16 protein-coding genes are annotated in these 15,537 nt (G+C 66.9%); 7 read left to right on the forward strand and 9 right to left on the reverse strand.

The genetic code is table 11. The features are described 5' to 3' along the window. The first annotated feature begins 38 nt into the window (after positions 1-38). Positions 39-785, forward strand: a complete 747-nt coding sequence (locus ACFQ24_RS20995; protein WP_380914834.1) for a Crp/Fnr family transcriptional regulator — start codon at positions 39-41, stop codon at positions 783-785. Positions 786-792: 7 nt separating this feature from the next. On the opposite strand, the gene ACFQ24_RS21000 is transcribed toward ACFQ24_RS20995, so the two are convergent. Genes ACFQ24_RS21000 through ACFQ24_RS21035 form a run of 8 tightly spaced genes read right to left on the reverse strand, consistent with a single transcriptional unit; the run spans position 793 to position 8,684 of the window. Continuing rightward, complete coding sequence (locus ACFQ24_RS21000; RefSeq protein WP_380914836.1) at positions 793-1,800, reverse strand: UDP-glucuronic acid decarboxylase family protein; 1,008 nt, start codon at positions 1,798-1,800, stop codon at positions 793-795. Between the two features lie 29 nt (positions 1,801-1,829). Next, on the reverse strand, positions 1,830-2,906 hold the full coding sequence (locus ACFQ24_RS21005) for a CgeB family protein (RefSeq protein WP_380914838.1): 1,077 nt from the start codon (positions 2,904-2,906) through the stop codon (positions 1,830-1,832). After that, complete coding sequence (locus ACFQ24_RS21010; protein WP_380914840.1) at positions 2,903-4,009, reverse strand: CgeB family protein; 1,107 nt, start codon at positions 4,007-4,009, stop codon at positions 2,903-2,905. Before ACFQ24_RS21010 ends, ACFQ24_RS21005 begins: the two co-directional genes overlap by 4 nt. Position 4,010: 1 nt before the next feature. Next, positions 4,011-5,126, reverse strand: a complete 1,116-nt coding sequence (locus tag ACFQ24_RS21015) for a CgeB family protein (RefSeq protein WP_380914842.1) — start codon at positions 5,124-5,126, stop codon at positions 4,011-4,013. Further along, positions 5,123-6,208: a glycosyltransferase family 4 protein gene (locus ACFQ24_RS21020; RefSeq protein ID WP_380914844.1), complete on the reverse strand. Its 1,086-nt coding sequence runs from the start codon at positions 6,206-6,208 to the stop codon at positions 5,123-5,125. Before ACFQ24_RS21020 ends, ACFQ24_RS21015 begins: the two co-directional genes overlap by 4 nt. Beyond that, positions 6,205-7,272 carry an SDR family NAD(P)-dependent oxidoreductase gene (locus ACFQ24_RS21025; RefSeq protein ID WP_380914846.1) on the reverse strand — a complete coding sequence of 356 codons (1,068 nt, stop codon included), beginning with the start codon at positions 7,270-7,272 and terminating at the stop codon, positions 6,205-6,207. Before ACFQ24_RS21025 ends, ACFQ24_RS21020 begins: the two co-directional genes overlap by 4 nt. Next, on the reverse strand, positions 7,269-8,381 hold the full coding sequence (locus ACFQ24_RS21030; protein WP_380914848.1) for an NAD-dependent epimerase/dehydratase family protein: 1,113 nt from the start codon (positions 8,379-8,381) through the stop codon (positions 7,269-7,271). Before ACFQ24_RS21030 ends, ACFQ24_RS21025 begins: the two co-directional genes overlap by 4 nt. Positions 8,382-8,408: 27 nt before the next feature. After that, positions 8,409-8,684 carry a hypothetical protein gene (locus tag ACFQ24_RS21035; RefSeq protein WP_380914850.1) on the reverse strand — a complete coding sequence of 92 codons (276 nt, stop codon included), beginning with the start codon at positions 8,682-8,684 and terminating at the stop codon, positions 8,409-8,411. A gap of 8 nt (positions 8,685-8,692) precedes the next feature. Between ACFQ24_RS21035 and ACFQ24_RS21040 the strand changes: the two genes are divergently transcribed. The 6 genes from ACFQ24_RS21040 to ACFQ24_RS21065 are packed head-to-tail and all read left to right on the forward strand — an operon-like array spanning position 8,693 to position 14,252. Beyond that, complete coding sequence (locus tag ACFQ24_RS21040) at positions 8,693-9,325, forward strand: histidine phosphatase family protein (protein ID WP_380914852.1); 633 nt, start codon at positions 8,693-8,695, stop codon at positions 9,323-9,325. After that, positions 9,322-10,131 carry a TIGR04290 family methyltransferase gene (locus ACFQ24_RS21045; RefSeq protein ID WP_380914854.1) on the forward strand — a complete coding sequence of 270 codons (810 nt, stop codon included), beginning with the start codon at positions 9,322-9,324 and terminating at the stop codon, positions 10,129-10,131. The genes ACFQ24_RS21040 and ACFQ24_RS21045 overlap by 4 nt, the downstream gene beginning before the upstream one ends. Next, positions 10,128-11,051, forward strand: a complete 924-nt coding sequence (locus ACFQ24_RS21050) for a glycosyl hydrolase (protein ID WP_380914856.1) — start codon at positions 10,128-10,130, stop codon at positions 11,049-11,051. The genes ACFQ24_RS21045 and ACFQ24_RS21050 overlap by 4 nt, the downstream gene beginning before the upstream one ends. 11 nt (positions 11,052-11,062) lie before the next feature. Beyond that, on the forward strand, positions 11,063-12,184 hold the full coding sequence (locus tag ACFQ24_RS21055) for an inositol-3-phosphate synthase (RefSeq protein WP_380914858.1): 1,122 nt from the start codon (positions 11,063-11,065) through the stop codon (positions 12,182-12,184). After that, a complete protein-coding gene (locus ACFQ24_RS21060) occupies positions 12,181-13,185 on the forward strand; it encodes an MDR/zinc-dependent alcohol dehydrogenase-like family protein (protein ID WP_380914860.1) in 1,005 nt (334 codons plus the stop codon). The genes ACFQ24_RS21055 and ACFQ24_RS21060 overlap by 4 nt, the downstream gene beginning before the upstream one ends. After that, complete coding sequence (locus ACFQ24_RS21065; RefSeq protein ID WP_380914862.1) at positions 13,182-14,252, forward strand: Gfo/Idh/MocA family protein; 1,071 nt, start codon at positions 13,182-13,184, stop codon at positions 14,250-14,252. The genes ACFQ24_RS21060 and ACFQ24_RS21065 overlap by 4 nt, the downstream gene beginning before the upstream one ends. Here ACFQ24_RS21065 and ACFQ24_RS21070 read toward each other — a convergent pair. Further along, positions 14,195-15,475 carry a Coenzyme F420 hydrogenase/dehydrogenase, beta subunit C-terminal domain gene (locus tag ACFQ24_RS21070; protein WP_380914864.1) on the reverse strand — a complete coding sequence of 427 codons (1,281 nt, stop codon included), beginning with the start codon at positions 15,473-15,475 and terminating at the stop codon, positions 14,195-14,197. The two genes, ACFQ24_RS21065 and ACFQ24_RS21070, sit on opposite strands and share 58 nt — an antisense overlap. Positions 15,476-15,537 lie beyond the last annotated feature (62 nt).

Raw genomic sequence — 15,537 nt, forward strand, 5'->3', positions numbered from 1 at the left:
CCGGCGCAGGTCAGCGCCATTGCGACTGAAGGAGTATCATGCCGCGCGGTCACCCCGCCTTCGACCTGTTCGTGCGCAAATTGTCGCAACGCTCCATCCTGACGGAGGATGAGCGGCAGGCGATCCTTTCGCTGAACGGCAGGGAGATGGAGGTGGAGCCGCATCGCGACATCGTCGGGCCGGGGCAGGTCACGGACACATCCTGCTTCGTCGTGTCGGGCCTCGCCGCGCGGTTCGGGCAATTGAGAGACGGCCGGCGCCAGATCACCGCCATCCATATTCCCGGCGACATGTGCGATCTCTATTCGCTGATGCTGCCCAAGGTGGAATGGGCGCTTCAGGCCCTGTCCGCCCGGCTGACGATCGTGAAGGTGCCGCATCGCGACCTTGCAGCCTTGTGCCGTGCCTATCCTGGGATCGCTGAAGCCTTCTGGCGCGATTGCGTGGCGGATGGGTCGATCCTGTCGCAATGGGTGGTCAACGTGGGCCGGCGGGATGCGCGGATGCGAACCGCCCATCTGTTCTGCGAACTGGGCGTCCGCATGGAAAAGGCGGGGCTTGGGCAGCGGACCCGCTATCGCCTGCCGGTGGTGCAGGTGCAGCTTGCCGATGCCCTGGGCGTGACGCCGGTCCATATGAACCGGGTCATCCGCTCCATGCGGGAGGATGGCTTGATGACGATCAGGGCGCGGGAGGTCCACATATCCGACTGGGCGGCGCTCGCCACCGCAGCCGGGTTCGATGAAGGCTATCTGGAACTGCGCCAGGAAGCGCGACGCCTGTAGCGGCTCGTTATTCGGCGGCGATGTGGACCGGCGCGATCTGTTCGCAGGGCGCGCCGATCTCCGCGGCGAAGAAGCGGCAGGTGCGCTGCAATCCGTCCTCCAGCGTCACGCGCGGCGACCATCCCAGCAGTTCGCGCGCGCGGCTGATGTCCGGCCGGCGACGGCGCGGATCGTCAACGGGCAACGGGCGATGGACGATCCGCGACGGGGATCCGGTTTCTGCGATGATCCGTTCGGCAAGCTCAACGATGCTATATTCCTCGGGATTGCCGAGGTTGACGGGTGCGAGTTCCGGCAGGTCCGCCTCCATCAGCGCGATCAGCCCGTCCACCATGTCGGACACATAGCAGAAGCTGCGCGTCTGCGACCCGTCGCCATAGATGGTGATGTCTTCGCCCGAGAGCGCCTGGCACAGCAGGTTGGATACGACGCGCCCGTCATCGGGATGCATGTTGGGGCCGTAGGTGTTGAAGATGCGCGCCACCCGCACGTCGGCGCGGCCTGAACGCGCGAAGTCGAACGCCATGGCTTCGGCCGCGCGCTTGCCTTCGTCATAACAGGCGCGGGGGCCGGTGCAGTTGACCCAGCCGCGATAGTCCTCCCGCTGCGGATGCGCTTCGGGGTCGCCATAGACTTCGCTCGTGGAGGTCAGCAGGAAGCGCGCGCCGGTCTGTTCGGCAAGGCGCAGCAGATGGTCGGTGCCGACGACGCTGGTCAGCATCGTATGTTCGGGGTCCGCCTGATATTGGGGCGGAGAGGCCGCGCAGGCCAGATTGTAGATGCGGCTGATGTCGCGGCGGCGGGCGATCGCGTCGGGCAGCGGATCGACGACATCGGCGCGGATGAAGCGGAAATCCGGCTCCGCTTCGAACGGCTGCAGGTTGATCGTGCGCGCGGTCTGCAAATTGTCGAGGCACAGCACCTCATAGCCGCGATCCAGCAGCGCGCGGCAGAGATGCGACCCGATGAAACCCGCGCCGCCAGCGACCAGTGCGACCTGTTTGCCTTGCCTCATCCGTTGCGATCCTCCTGTTGCTATGTCGTTCATTCTGCCGCCACCGCGCACCGTCCGGCCGCGTCCTGCGCTTCTTCCAGATAGCGTTCGAGTTCGGCCGCCCGGCAGGCAGCGCTATGGCCGGTCAGGATGCGCTCGCGCGCTGCGGCGCCAACGGCGCTTGCGTCCTCCGCCAGCCACGCGACGATGTCGTCGCTTCCTTTCGCCAGCAGGATTTCGCTGCCGGGGCGCAGCAGCTCGTCGATGCCGGGCCATATGTCCGACAGGATGGGCGTGCCGCAGGCCGCAGCCTCGAACAGCCGGACCGAGGGCGACCAGCCCGCCGCGATCATGTCGGCGCGCGTGACGTTCAGCGTGTAGCGCGAGGCGGAATAGAAGGCGGCGTGATCGGCGGGCGGCAGGTGGTCGATCCGCTCCACATTGGCGGGCCAGTCGATATCGTCGGGATATTGCGGGCCGGCCACGGCGAAGCGTTTCTCCGGCATCCGGCGCGCGGGATCTATCAGCAGCGCCTCCAGCGTCGGCTGCCGGTCCGGGCTGTAAGTGCCGAGATAGGTGAGATCCCACCTCTTTTCGACGGGCATCGGCCGATAGGCGTCGATATCGACCGAGCAATAGAGCGCGCGCGCCATGGGCGATCCATATTCGCGCTCCAGCAGGTCCAGCGTCGGCCCGCCGGTGAAGGAGCAATAGAGATCATAGCCGGCGATCAGCTCCGCCGTCAGATAGTCGCAGCGCCCCTCGCGGAGGGCAGTCAGCGTGACGGGCGTGTCGATGTCGTAGAAGGCGGTGACGCCCTGCGCATGGTCGAGGGCATAATGGCCGATGGCGATCCCGTCCGGCACATAGGAGCCGACGATCACGGCGTCAGCCGCAGCGATCTCCGCCCGCCACGCGTCCAGACCGGGGAGGTCGTCATAGAAGGCGAGCCGGCAATAGTCGGGCGCGTCAAGGTCGCGATGCGCCGCATACCAGGGGACGTTTCGTTCGAGGAACAGGATGTCATGCCCGCGCGCCGCGAAGGCGGACAGCAGCGCGCGGAAGGTGGTGGCATGACCGTTCCCCCAGGAGGAGGAGAGGCTGAGGCCAAGGACGACGATCTTCATGCGCGCTCCATTTCCGGAAGGTCGGCGGCGCGCGCGGCGGCGGCATCGCGCAGGATGGCATCCACCTGCGCGCCACGCAGCGCATAGCTATGCTCGCGCAATACCCGGGCCCGCGCCGCCTCTCCGATAGTGCGCGCCCTGTCGGCGGTCAGGGTGGACAGATGATCCGCCACATCCTGCCCGTCGCGCGCGACCAGCACTTCCTTGTCCGGGGTCAGGAACATCTCTATCCCTTCCCATGCGTCGGTGATGAGGCAGGCGGCCGCGCCCGCCGCTTCGAACACCCGGGTTGCTGGCGAAAAGCCGATCTGCGCCATGCTGTCGCGCGCGACGTTCAGCACCGCGAGCGGGGTGCAGTTGAACGCATTATGTTCGGCGGTATAGACATGGCCGCGATGGCGGACATTGGCCGGCATCGCCTTGCTCTCCCAGCCATTGCCGCCGATCAGGAACGACCGGTCGGGCAGCAGCGCGGCGGCCTTCAGGAAATATTCCTCCACCCGCGCCTCCCGGTCGGGCAGGCGGTTGCCCAGGAATGCGAGGTCGCAGGCGAAGCGGGGGTCGGGGGCGACGGGCAAATGGCTGTCCGGGTCCAGTGCGTTATAGACCGGGATGCAACGACGCGCGCCCATGCCGCAATAGGCGTCCACGACCGGATCGCCGCCGCCATAGGTCAGTACCATGTCCAGCCCCGGCAGCGCTGCGCGCACCGGATGATCGGGATCGGCGCGCATTTCGTCCAGCGTGGCGGCGGCGTCCACATCCCAGAAGATGCGCAGCGCATGGGGCGCGGCGCGCCGCATCACGCCGTCCAGCAATTCCGCGTCGAACACGCCGACGCCGCTCGCCTTCACCACGACATCAGCGTCGGCGGCCTCGTCCATGACCTTGGTCAGCGCTTCCGGCGTCGCGTCATAGACCACGACCCGCGCCCAGTCCGGCGGATCGATGTCGCGATGCTGCTGACGGTCGAAAGCATCCGGCTCGTAGAAGCATATCTCATGCCCGCGCGCCGCCAATTGCTTCAGGATGCCGCGATAATAGGTCGCTGCCCCGTTCCAATAGGAGGACAGCAGGCTTGATCCGTAAAAGGCGATCTTCATGTCAGGCTCCCACCAGGCTGGCGGGCGTCGGCGCGCCAAGCCCCTCGACTATGTCCAGAAGTTCCCGCGCGCGATGGGCGCAGCTGTGGCGCGCCCGTACCGTTTCAAGCCCGCTCCGCGTCAGGCTCTCGCGCAATCCTTCGTCCTGCGCGATCGCGCGCAGGTGCCGCACCATCTCCGCGCCGTCCCGCGCGTAGAGGAAGTCCTCGTCCGGCCGGAACAGCCCTTCGCTGTCGCGCCAGGGTGCGGACACCAGCGGGATGCCGCAGGCCAGCGCCTCGAACATGCGGATGGTCGGGATGCCGGGCAGCAGATCGGCATAATAGCGGCGCGGCACATGCACCGTCGCCAGATGCCGCGCAAAGATGGCGGGCGCGGCGGCGTTGGCCGCCCAGCCATGATAGCGCACGCCATAGCGGTCCAGCGCCGCGCGGGCTTCATCCGGATAGCGCACGCCATAGATGTCGAGCGGCAGGCCCGCCGCCTCGGCCGGACGGAACAGAAATTCCTCCAGTTCCGCCGTACGTTCCCCGTCGCCCCAATTGCCGATCCATACGATCCCCTCGCGCGGGGCTTCCTGTGCGGGCGGATGGAAATGGTGAATGTCGGCCGCTTCGTGCCAGGTCCAGACGAGGCTTCCCCAGCCCCAACTGCGATAGACTTCCGACAAGGCCTCGCCGAACGCCAGCACGCCGTCATAGCCCGACAGGTCGAAGGCGCGGATAGCGTCCGGATCGGACACGGCGCGATGATGCGTGTCGTGGAAGAGGAGAGTGAAGCGCGCGCCCTGCGCCCGCATTCGCCCCAGCCGCGCGACCAGCGACGGCTCGTTCCACTCATGCATGATGACGAGATCCGCGCCGTCGGTCAGCGCCTCTACATCGGCATCCGCCCCATAGCTTATCGTCCGTAATTCAGCATAGGCGGCGCGGAAGGGCGCCAGCCCCGCGTCGCCATGATCGCGGATCAGGTTGGTGAGGCTCCAGTTTCCCTCCGGCTCCAGCGCGACGACATCATGGCCGAGCGAGCCGAGTTCGCGCAGCACGCCGCGCAGGAAATGCGCATTGCCATGGTTCCAGCAGGACAGCAGCGAATGGGTGAAATAGACGATCCTCATGCCGCCACCCGATCCTTCAGCCGGTCGTAGAGGCCGGCCATCCGGCTCGCCATCGCGCCCGGCGTGTAGCGCGTCGCGCGCTCCCGCGCCCGCTCGCCGGCCTCGTGACGGGCGGCGCTGTCCTCGATCATCGCCTCGATGGCGTTGGCGAAGCCGCCCGCGTCACATGCCGGTACGAAGGTTGCTGCTCCGTCCCATAGTTCGCGGAAGGTGGGGATGTCCGAGAGGATGAGCGCGCATCCGGCCGACGCTGCTTCCAACACCGCCAGACCGAAGGGTTCGTAGAGCGCGGCGGACGCGAAGACCGGCCGCGCGCCCAGATGCTGGGCCAGTTCCGCTTCGCCGAGCGATCCCAGCCGGTGCAAGGCCTGAAAGGCGGGGCCGTCTCCCTGCGGCGAAAACGATGGCCCCGCCGCCTTGAACGGCACCGTCAGCTTCGCTGCCGCGCGATCCAGCGTGGCGACATTCTTGCCTTCGTCCCACAATCGCCCGGCGGTAAACGCCTGATCGTGGGGCGTCAGGGAAGGGCAGGGCAGCGCCCGCCCATTATGCACCGGCATGGGGGCCACGCCATAGATGCGCCGTACGTCCGCTGCGAAGGCGGCACTAGGCGCAACCGTCAGGCTGGCGTTGCGCAGTCCCTTCGCAATCAGCGCCGTGCGCCATCCGAAGTCCGTGGGCATCGGTCCCTTTCGCACGGCCTGCCACCAGCTCGCCACGCAGCTGTGCAGCACGGCGACCACCGGGCAGGGGTAGCGGCCGATGCTGGCGAGCGCGGGCGTATGCAGCTGCACCAGATCGGCGCGCAGGTCGCCGGCCATCTGCGCCAACCGCTCCTCCGCCGCCACGACCTCCGCTGCATCCTCAGCGATCCAGTCGAGCGGCAGGCCGGTGTCGATCAGGTCCAGATGGGCGATGGACGCCGCCTTCGCGCGCTGCTCCGCTGACGCAGCCGGTCCCATCACCGCCAGCGTGACCCGGTAATCGAAAGCGCCCAGCGCCTCGGCCAGATCGACCGAATATTGCCACACGCCGCCTACCGCGTCAGTGGTCAGCAGCAGATGCCGTTCGCCCGCCATCATGCACGCTCCGCGATGCGCGCGGGCGCAGCCTCGGCGCGCTGCCGCATCAGCCAGTCCGCAAGGTCCGCCACGCCCTGCCGCCATGGCTTGCGCGTGCGCGGACCGATCGCGGAATAGAGCGCGCGCGTGTCCGCGACGAAATAGCGCTGGTCGCCCGCGCGCCAGTCGGCCGCCTCGATTTCGATGGGATGCCCCAGATAGTCCCCGATATGGCGGATCAGCTGGCGCAGGCTGACGGCATTATCGATGCCGCCGCCAAGGTTGAACACGCGGCCGGGCAAGGCGTGGATGTTGCGCCAGAGGCTGAGATAGGCGTCCACCGCATCGCCCACATCCAATATGTCGCGAACCTGGAAGCCGTCGCCGTAAAGGGTGATGGGTCGCCCCTCCAGCGCGCTGATCAGGAAGTGGGCCACCCATCCCTGATCCTCCGTCCCCATCTGCCGCTGGCCGTAGATGCAGCTCATCCGCAGCACGGCGGTCGGCACGCCGAAGCTGCGGCCATAATCCAGCACATATTGGTCGGCCGCGCCCTTGGAGCAGCCATAGGGCGTGTGGAAATCGAGCGGGCGGGCCTCGCCAATGCCATGGGCGGCGATGGCGGCGTCCTGTGGCACATAGCGGTCGCCATCGAGCGCGAAATCGATATCCTCAAGGCCCCCATAGACCTTGTTGGTCGAAGCGAAGATGACCGGCGGCGGCGTGGCGCAGCGCCGCGCGGCTTCCAGCAGGTTGAAGGTGCCGAGCGCGTTGACGGCAAAGTCGGCGGCGGGATCGGTCAGGCTGGTCGTCACCGCGACCTGCGCCGCCATGTGGAACACCGCCTTGCACCGGCCGACCGCGTCCTTCAGCGGCGCTGCGTCGCCCATGTCGGCGATCATCGCCTCGATCCGCTGCCCGTGCCGCTCCTCCAGCCAGCCGAGGTTGCGCTCGACGCCGGGCCGGGCGAGGGAGTCATAGACGATGACGTCATGCCCTTCGCTTGCCAGCCGGTCGGCGATGTTGCTGCCGATGAAGCCGGCACCGCCGGTCACCAGCACGGGCCGGGGATCGCCCGCGCTCACGCCACCAGCCCGCGCGCTTCGAGTTCGGCCCGCGCCTCCGCCACCCGATCCTCGGCGGTCTGCTCGGCCACCCATTCCGCCAGTTCGGCAAGACCTTCGCTGAAATCCTGCCGCGCTTCGAAACCCAGCGTCCTTGCCGCCTCGCTCGTGTCGCAGAAGCAATGGCGGATGTCGCCGGTGCGCGCCTTGCCCACGATTTCGGGATCGACATCGTTGCGGCCCATCGCGGCGGCGAGCGCCTGCGCTACCTGCGTCACCGAACGGTCCTGGCCTGATCCGATGTTGAAGGTGCCGCCTGCCGCCTGCGGCAGTTCCAGCGCGTCGGCGAAGGCGCGGGCGACGTCGCTCACATGCACGAAGTCGCGGCGCTGCTCCCCATCCTCGAAGATCATCGGCTTTTGCCCGTTCAGCAGCCGGGAGGCGAAGATCGCCAGCACGCCGGTATAGGGATTGGACAGTGCCTGGCCCGGCCCGTAGACGTTGAACAGGCGCAGGCACACGCCCTCCATGCCGTAGGGCGCGGTCATGATATGGGTGGTGCGTTCCTGCACATATTTGTTGAGGGCGTAGATGGAAGCGAGGTTGGGCCGCTTCCATTCGGGCGTCGCGACTGGGGTGAGCGGGCGGCCCTGCGCGTCGGTCGGTTCCCAATTCTTCTGCCCGTCGCGGATCGTCCCGCGCTCGGCATCCTGCACCAGCGCGCCGTCCGCATCGCGATAGAGGCCCTCGCCATAGATGCTCATGGACGACGCGGTGACGACGCGGCGCACCGGCTTTGCGATCAGCTGCTCGAACAGGACGGCGGTGCCGACATCGTTCACAGAGGTGTAGCGTTCCACCTCATACATGGACTGGCCGACGCCCACTTCGGCGGCGAGGTGGACGACGCTGTCGATGCCCTGCAACGCCCGTTCGACCAGCAGCGCGTTGCGCACGTCGCCCTGGATCAGCTCGACCTCGTTCGGCAGGTCTTCGGGGCGTTCGCCCTTGCCGTGGACCTGCTCGATCAGGCTGTCGAGCACGCGCACCTCATGGCCGCGCTCCAGCAGTTCCTGACATACCCTGCGGCCGATGAAGCCCGCGCCCCCGGTTACGAGTATCTTCTCCACGCCCACTCCCTTTGCTGATGGGGATGCTCATGCGGCCGAGGAAGGCATGATGGTCATGCACAGCCGAGCATATGGCGGAGGAACATCATCTTCTTCCGCTCGGTTCCGGGGGGATGATGAAGAAGAACATCGCATGTGTAATGCGGCAAGGATGGCGTAATCAGGATAAGAAGGAATAACATATATTGAAAGCTTCAGTTGATTAATGATGCAGGTTATTTTTGTTTCGTTATAGTTGCGCAAGGGTTTGATATTGCGTTTCGCAGCTGGAACTATGCGTGGCGTGACGATGTTGAACGGCATCTATGTTGATGCTGTCTCCAGAAAATCGCAGTGCTGTCCTTTCGGGAACGACGTGCCTGCATCTCGTGCGCCACGGCGCGCATGGCGATGTCGGACGCCGGCTGAGCGGCCGGGCGGAGGCTGGCGGCCTTAGCTTGATCGGTAGCGGGCAGGCGACGCGCGCGGCCATCGCCTTGGGCAGGCTTGATGCCGTCCATGCCAGTCCGCGCCGGCGCACGCTTGAGACCGCATCCATCATCGCGGCGCAGCACGGCCTGACGGTCGAAGAAGCGGACGCGCTCGACGAGATCGATTTCGGCGCCTGGAACGGCGCGTCCTTCGATGCGCTGGCCGACGATCCCGCCTGGCGCGCATGGAACAGCAACCGGGCCACGGCCCCGACCCCCGGAGGAGAAACCATGGTTCAGGCAGTCAGGCGGGCGGTGGCTCATCTGGAAGGATTGGTGCGGCAGGGCGCGGGCAGGCAAGGCAACATCGCCTGCGTCACCCATTGCGACATCATTCGCGGCGTCGTTGCGCATTATATGGGGCTCAGCCTCGACAACATCCTGTGCTTCGATGTCGATCCCGGATCGATCACCACGCTGCGCTTCGCACCGGGCGAAACCCGCGTCACGCGCATCAACATGGTGCCGGCATGAGGATGGCGACATCCGCGACCAAGGAGGACGGCGCGTTGCGCCGCGCGATCGAGGCGCTTGGCCCCTGGTTTCAGAATTTGCGGATCGGCGGGATCGAAACCGCGCCCGATCATTTCCTGGGCGACTATCCCGCCTTCAAGTTCGCGCGGTTCGAGCCGGCCCTGCCGCAGGACTTGACCGGCAAGACCGTGCTCGACATCGGCTGCAATGCCGGCTTCTACTCGCTGGAGATGAAGCGGCGCGGCGCGGCGGAGGTGCTCGGCATCGACACGGACGACCGCTATCTGGCGCAGGCGCGTTTCGCCGCCGATGCGCTCGGCTTTTCCGACATGCGCTTCGAAAAGCTGTCGGTCTATGATGTCGGGGCGCTGGGCCGGCGGTTCGATCTCGTCATCTTCATGGGCGTACTCTACCATCTGCGCCACCCGCTGCTGGCGCTGGACCTGATCCGCGAGCATGTGGCGGGCGACCTGATGCTGTTCCAGACGATGCAGCGCGGGCCGGCAGATGTCCTCCAGGTGCCGGAGGACGCGCCCTTCCATGTCGCCGCTACGGACCAGCCGCCCACCTATTTCGACAATCCCGCCTATCCGCGGATGCACTTCATCGAACGGCGCTACGCCGGCGACTGGACAAACTGGTGGGCCCCTAATGCCGCCTGTTCGCAGGCGATGCTCCGCGCCGCCGGCTTCTCGATCGAAGCGCAGCCGGAGGAGGAAGTCTATCTCTGCCGCGTCGCTCCTGTCCCCTATGCGGACTGGATGGGCGAGCCGGCGGTCTATCCCGCAAGAGGAAGCAAGCCATGATCGAAGCCGCGATGATCTGGAACGAACCCAACAACAAGTCGCATTGGGATCCGGAGGTCGATCCCGACTGGTCGCTCTATGCCGACATGGTGCTCCGCGCCGGCGGGGCGATCCGTGCCGTCAATCCGGCCGTCACCCGCGTGCTGGGCGGCATGTCGCCGATCGATCCGCACTGGGTCAACCGGATGCGGGATCATGGCGCGCTTGACGCCGTCGACGTGGTGGCTGTCCATGGCTTTCCGCTCGACTGGAACCTGTGGCCGATCCACGCCTGGCCCGACAAGATCGCGGAGATCGAGGCGGTTGTGCCCGACAAGCCGGTATGGGTGACCGAAGTCGGCGTCGGCTCCTTCGGCGCGGAGGAGGTGCAGGTCTTCGGCGTCAATCGCACCGCCGAATTGCTGATCGGCCGGGTGCCGCGCATCTACTGGTACAGCCTCTATGACCTGCCGCAGGAGTGGGGCGCGACCACCCGCCATCGCGAGGCGGAAGGCTCCAGCTATTATCGCCATTTCTACATGGGCCTCATCCGCGAGGACGGCACGCCCAAGCCGGCGCTGGACGATTATGCGAAGGTCGCGGACCGGATGGGCCTGATGCAATGGTTCCATTTCGAGGATCCGCGCCTGGACGATGCCGTCGCCTGGATGAAGCGGCTGGGCGTCCGGCACCTGCGCACCGGCCTCAGCTGGGCGGACAGTTTCCGCCCCAACGCCATCGACTGGTTCGACCGGCAGATGGAGGCGCTTGAGCCTTTCGACGTCACCGTCACCTTCTGCTTCACGCCCGAACATCTGGGCATCGCCCCGCACCACAGCAGCGCCGTGCATGATCCGCAGGCCTTCGCCGATTTCTGCGCCTGGATGATCGAACGCTACGCCCCGGCGCAGGCTGCGCTGCCGGTCGCCCGCACCGCCTGACGGAGACTATCATGCCCCAATCCCCCATCAACATCGGCATCGTCGGGGTGGGCAATTGCGCCAGCTCGCTGGTGCAGGGCCTCACCCATTATCGCGCGGAGAGCAACGATCATCACGGGTTGATGCATTGGGAGATTGGCGGCTATCGGCCCTGCGACATCCGCGTCGCCGCCGCCTGGGACATCGACCGGCGCAAGGTCGGGCGCGACGTCGCCGAAGCCATCTTCGCCAAGCCCAACTGCACCCAGACCTTCTGCCCCGATCCGGCGGCATCGGGCACGATCGTCGAGATGGGCCGCATCCTGGACGGCGTCGCGGACCATATGGCGGATCATCCCGACGACCGCACCTTCCTGCCCGCCGAAGCGGCGGAGGCGACCCGCAAGAGCGTCGTCGCCCGACTGCGCGCCGCCAAGGTCGACGTGCTCGTCAATTACCTGCCGGTCGGATCGCAGCAGGCGACCGAATTCTACGCCGACTGCGCGCTGGAGGCGGGCGTTGCCTTCGTCAACGCCATCCCCGTTTTCATTGCCAGCGATCCCGGCTGGGCGCAGCGCTTCGCGGCGGCCGGCGTGCCGATCATCGGCGACGACATCAAGGCGCAGCTCGGCGCGACGATCGTGCATCGCGTGCTCACCGACCTGTTCGCCAAGCGCGGCGTGAAGCTCGACCGCACCTATCAGCTCAACACTGGCGGCAACACCGACTTCCTGAACATGGCGAACCGCAAGCGCCTCAAATCCAAGAAGATATCCAAGACCGAAGCGGTCCAGTCCGTTGCTGAAACCCGGCTGGACGACGACAATATCCATGTCGGCCCGTCCGATTATGTCGCCTGGCAGAATGACAACAAGGTCTGCTTCCTGCGCATGGAAGGGCAATTGTTCGGCGGCGTGCCGATGAACCTGGAACTGCGCCTGTCGGTGGAGGACAGCCCCAATTCGGCCGGGGTCGCGATCGACATGATCCGCTGCGCGAAGCTGGCGCTCGACCGGCGGATCGGCGGCCCGATCCATCCCGCCGCCGCCTATTTCTGCAAGCATCCCCCGCAGCAGATGACCGACGATCAGGCGCATGAGGCGCTGGAAGCGTTCATCCATGACGGCGCGCGCGTGGCGGTGGCGGCGGAATGAGCGAACTCCTAGAACCCGCCGCCCGTCCGACGACGCAGGCGAAGACGATGCGCGCCGCCACAGTGACTGCGCCAGGCACGGTCCGCATCGACCATGTCCCGCTGCCTGAGCCGGGGCCGGGTCAGGTGCGCATCCGGCTGGAAGGCTGCGGCGTCTGCGCGTCCAACCTGACACCCTGGGCCGGCCCGGAATGGCAGCACTATCCGCTCGATCCCGGCGCGCTCGGCCATGAAGGATGGGGCGTGGTCGATGCCGTGGGAGACGGCGTGACATCTGTCCAGGTCGGTGTCCGCGTCGCCGCTCTGTCCTATGCCAGCTATGCCGATTACGACATCGCGCAGGAACAGGCGGTGGTGCCGCTGCCGCCAGAACTAGATGCCATGCCTTTTCCGGGTGAGCCCTTGGGCTGCGCGTTCAACATCTTCCGCCGATCTGACATCCGCGCGGGGCAGACGGTGGCGATCATCGGCATCGGTTTCCTGGGTGCGATCCTGACGCGACTGGCGACGGACGCCGGCGCGCGCGTCATCGCCATCTCGCGCCGCGAATCCTCGCTCGCGCTCGCCCGGGACTATGGCGCGGCCGAAACGATTGCCATGGACGATCATAACCGCATCATAGAACAGGTGAGCGCGCTGACCGAAGGCCGGCTATGCGATCGCGTCATAGAGGCGGTGGGCAAGCAATGGCCGCTCGATCTCGCCGCCGAACTCACGGCCGAACGGGGCCGCCTCGTCATCGCGGGCTATCATCAGGACGGCCCCCGGCAGGTCAATATGTGGCTGTGGAACTGGCGCGGCATCGACGTCATCAATGCGCACGAGCGCGACCCGATGATCTATGCGCAGGGCGTGCGCGAAGCGGTGGAGGCGGTCGCTTCGGGCCGGCTCGACCCGGCACCGCTCTATACCCACCGCTACCCGCTCGAACGGCTGGGCGAGGCGCTGGACGCCACGCGCGACAAGCCCGACCATTTCGTCAAGGCGATCATCACCCTATGACCCTGCTCACCGCCGCCCCCGCGCCCTCCGTCGATCTCGATCGTCCCCGTATCGGCTTCCTCGGCGTCGGCTGGATCGGCCGCAACCGCATGGAAGCGATGCTGGCGAGCGGCCGGATCGAAGTGGCGGCCATTGCCGATGCGGTGCCCGGCAATAGCGAGGAAGCGGCGCGTCTCGCACCTGATGCGGTCCTGTGCGACAGCCTTGACGCGCTGCTCGACCAGCATCTCGACGGCCTCGTCATCGCGACGCCCAGCGCGCTTCACGCCGATCAGTCGATCCGGGCGCTGGAACGAGGCGTCCCCGTCTTCTGCCAGAAACCGCTTGGCCGTAATCTGGCGGAAGTGAAGGCGGTGATCGCCGCCGCCCGGTCCGTCGACCGGCTGCTGGGCGTCGACCTTTCCTATCGTGGCACCGCCGGCATGCGCGCGATCCGGGAGCGGGTGCGGGCGGGCGAACTCGGGCACATCCATGCCATCGACCTCGTCTTCCACAACGCTTACGGCCCCGACAAGCCGTGGTTTTACGATCCGGCGCTGTCGGGCGGCGGATGCATGATGGACCTGGCCGTCCACCTCATCGACCTCGCGCTCTGGACGCTCGACTTTCCGGCCGTTGAAAGCATCAGCGCCGACCTCTTCGCGAAGGGGCGTCCACTGTCCGATCGCGCAACGCAGGTTGAGGATCTGGGCTTCGCCACGCTGCGCCTGGCGGGCGGGACGATGGTGCGGGTCGCCGCCTCCTGGCACCTCCACGCCGGGCAGGACGCGGTGATCGCGGCGGACTTTCACGGCGACCGCGCCGGAGCGGGCTTCCGCAATGTCGGCGGTTCCTTCTACGATTTCGAGTCGAGCCTCTTCCACGGAACGGCGCGGGAGCAGCTGGCTGCACCGGGCGATGCATGGGGCGGGCAGATGGCGGCGCAATGGGCCGAACGGCTGACTGCTTCGCCCGGCTTCGATCCGGCCTGCGAACGGCTGGCCGATGTCGCCGCCGTGCTGGACGGCATCTATCGCGCCGCCGGTCCAAGCCAGTCGAACAACCTGCCCAGCCGCCCGCGCGAGTAGGTCAGCGCCTGATACACCGTCAGCATCGCCCGTCCGCCTCCGATGAACAGGGCAGGCCGGCGCAGCCGCCGCGCCGCCCGGAACAGCGCCACGCTCCCCCGCGCGATGGCGTGGCGGCCACGATAGATGAGCTTGCGCCGTATCGGCAGGTCATGACCGGGTGTCACCCGCTTGAGCGGCCGGATCGCGCCATGCCGCCAACTCAGCCGATAGGCGAGGCCTTCGCGGCGCTGCCGAAATCCCGCCGCCTGCGTTTCGACGACGAAGGCGGCGTCCACCGGTTTCAGCGTCACGCGCCCCTCGGCGCAGCCTTGTTCGATCAGGTCGAGCATCGCGCGCGACCGCACGACCACGACATTGGTCCCGCGCCCGTCCGACGAATAGGGTTCTACCCAGGCGTCGCCGAAGCTGATGTCGGCGGTCTCCGCCACTACATCGTCGCACCAGTCGCACGCCCGGTTCTGGAAAAAGCCGGAACCCCAGTCGCCATCGACCAGATGCCACCAATCCTGCGCCCGCGTCGCGCCATCGCGGTGAGTCAGCTTCGCCCGATACCAGTTGGCGGGGCGGGTGGCATCCTTCACGCGGAAGTCGACCGCCTGCACATCCTCGATCCGCGTCTGCATCTGCCAGGCGAAGCTTTCGACCATGTGCCGGCTCTTCATATGGCCGCACACCAGCCCGAGCGTATGGACGATTCGTTCGCGCAGCAGCGGATGCTGCCGCCGCGCCAAATGGACGGCTTTGATGAAGCAGGGGATGCCGACCACCGCATAGCGGCCCGGAATAGCCAGAATCTCGCGCAGGATGGCGGACAGTTCGATCGGATAATAGCGTGACTTGGCGCCGCTTCGCAGGGCATCGACGTTTCGGGATATGCGGTAGCGGAACAAGGCGCCCTCGGCGGGATCGACGGGCGCGACATGGGCGACGCCATCGACCAGGCCACGCCGGAGCAATTCTTCCGCGACCCAGCCCGCCATGCCCCCCGAACTGCCCCGTTCGCGGTATTGCCCCTCCTCGGCGTGGCCGACATAGGCGCGGTGGAACCGGCCTATCGCCGGGTCCACCGCCGCCGCATGGGAGAAGCACTCCGCGGCGATCACATCCTCGTTCGCGGCATGGGGAGAGAAGGGGCAGAGCGTGGCGAAGTCCAGAGAGGGCTGCGTCCGCCAAGCGGGATCCCCCGCCGGCTTCAGTTGGCCCTCGGCGTCCCAGCCCATGCGTGCGCTCGCGTCGCGGCTCAGGCCCGCACAGGCGCCGCATCCTATGCACAGGCCCGCCT

The sequence above is a fragment of the Sphingobium olei genome (assembly GCF_042678845.1).
Classification (GTDB): domain Bacteria; phylum Pseudomonadota; class Alphaproteobacteria; order Sphingomonadales; family Sphingomonadaceae; genus Sphingobium; species Sphingobium olei.

Bases quoted from the DNA above. Each gene is read 5' to 3' on its own strand.
- ACFQ24_RS21020 (WP_380914844.1), bottom strand. From the start codon at position 6,208: ATGATGGCGGGCGAACGGCATCTGCTGCTGACCACTGACGCGGTAGGC.
- ACFQ24_RS21005 (WP_380914838.1), bottom strand. From the start codon at position 2,906: ATGAAGATCGTCGTCCTTGGCCTCAGCCTCTCCTCCTCCTGGGGGAAC.
- ACFQ24_RS21000 (WP_380914836.1), bottom strand. From the start codon at position 1,800: ATGAGGCAAGGCAAACAGGTCGCACTGGTCGCTGGCGGCGCGGGTTTC.
- ACFQ24_RS21015 (WP_380914842.1), bottom strand. From the start codon at position 5,126: ATGAGGATCGTCTATTTCACCCATTCGCTGCTGTCCTGCTGGAACCAT.
- ACFQ24_RS21060 (WP_380914860.1), top strand. From the start codon at position 12,181: ATGAGCGAACTCCTAGAACCCGCCGCCCGTCCGACGACGCAGGCGAAG.
- ACFQ24_RS21040 (WP_380914852.1), top strand. From the start codon at position 8,693: ATGCTGTCTCCAGAAAATCGCAGTGCTGTCCTTTCGGGAACGACGTGC.
- ACFQ24_RS21045 (WP_380914854.1), top strand. From the start codon at position 9,322: ATGAGGATGGCGACATCCGCGACCAAGGAGGACGGCGCGTTGCGCCGC.
- ACFQ24_RS21010 (WP_380914840.1), bottom strand. From the start codon at position 4,009: ATGAAGATCGCCTTTTACGGATCAAGCCTGCTGTCCTCCTATTGGAAC.
- ACFQ24_RS21065 (WP_380914862.1), top strand. From the start codon at position 13,182: ATGACCCTGCTCACCGCCGCCCCCGCGCCCTCCGTCGATCTCGATCGT.
- ACFQ24_RS21055 (WP_380914858.1), top strand. From the start codon at position 11,063: ATGCCCCAATCCCCCATCAACATCGGCATCGTCGGGGTGGGCAATTGC.
- ACFQ24_RS20995 (WP_380914834.1), top strand. From the start codon at position 39: ATGCCGCGCGGTCACCCCGCCTTCGACCTGTTCGTGCGCAAATTGTCG.
- ACFQ24_RS21035 (WP_380914850.1), bottom strand. From the start codon at position 8,684: ATGCCGTTCAACATCGTCACGCCACGCATAGTTCCAGCTGCGAAACGC.
- ACFQ24_RS21070 (WP_380914864.1), bottom strand. From the start codon at position 15,475: ATGGGCTGGGACGCCGAGGGCCAACTGAAGCCGGCGGGGGATCCCGCT.
- ACFQ24_RS21050 (WP_380914856.1), top strand. From the start codon at position 10,128: ATGATCGAAGCCGCGATGATCTGGAACGAACCCAACAACAAGTCGCAT.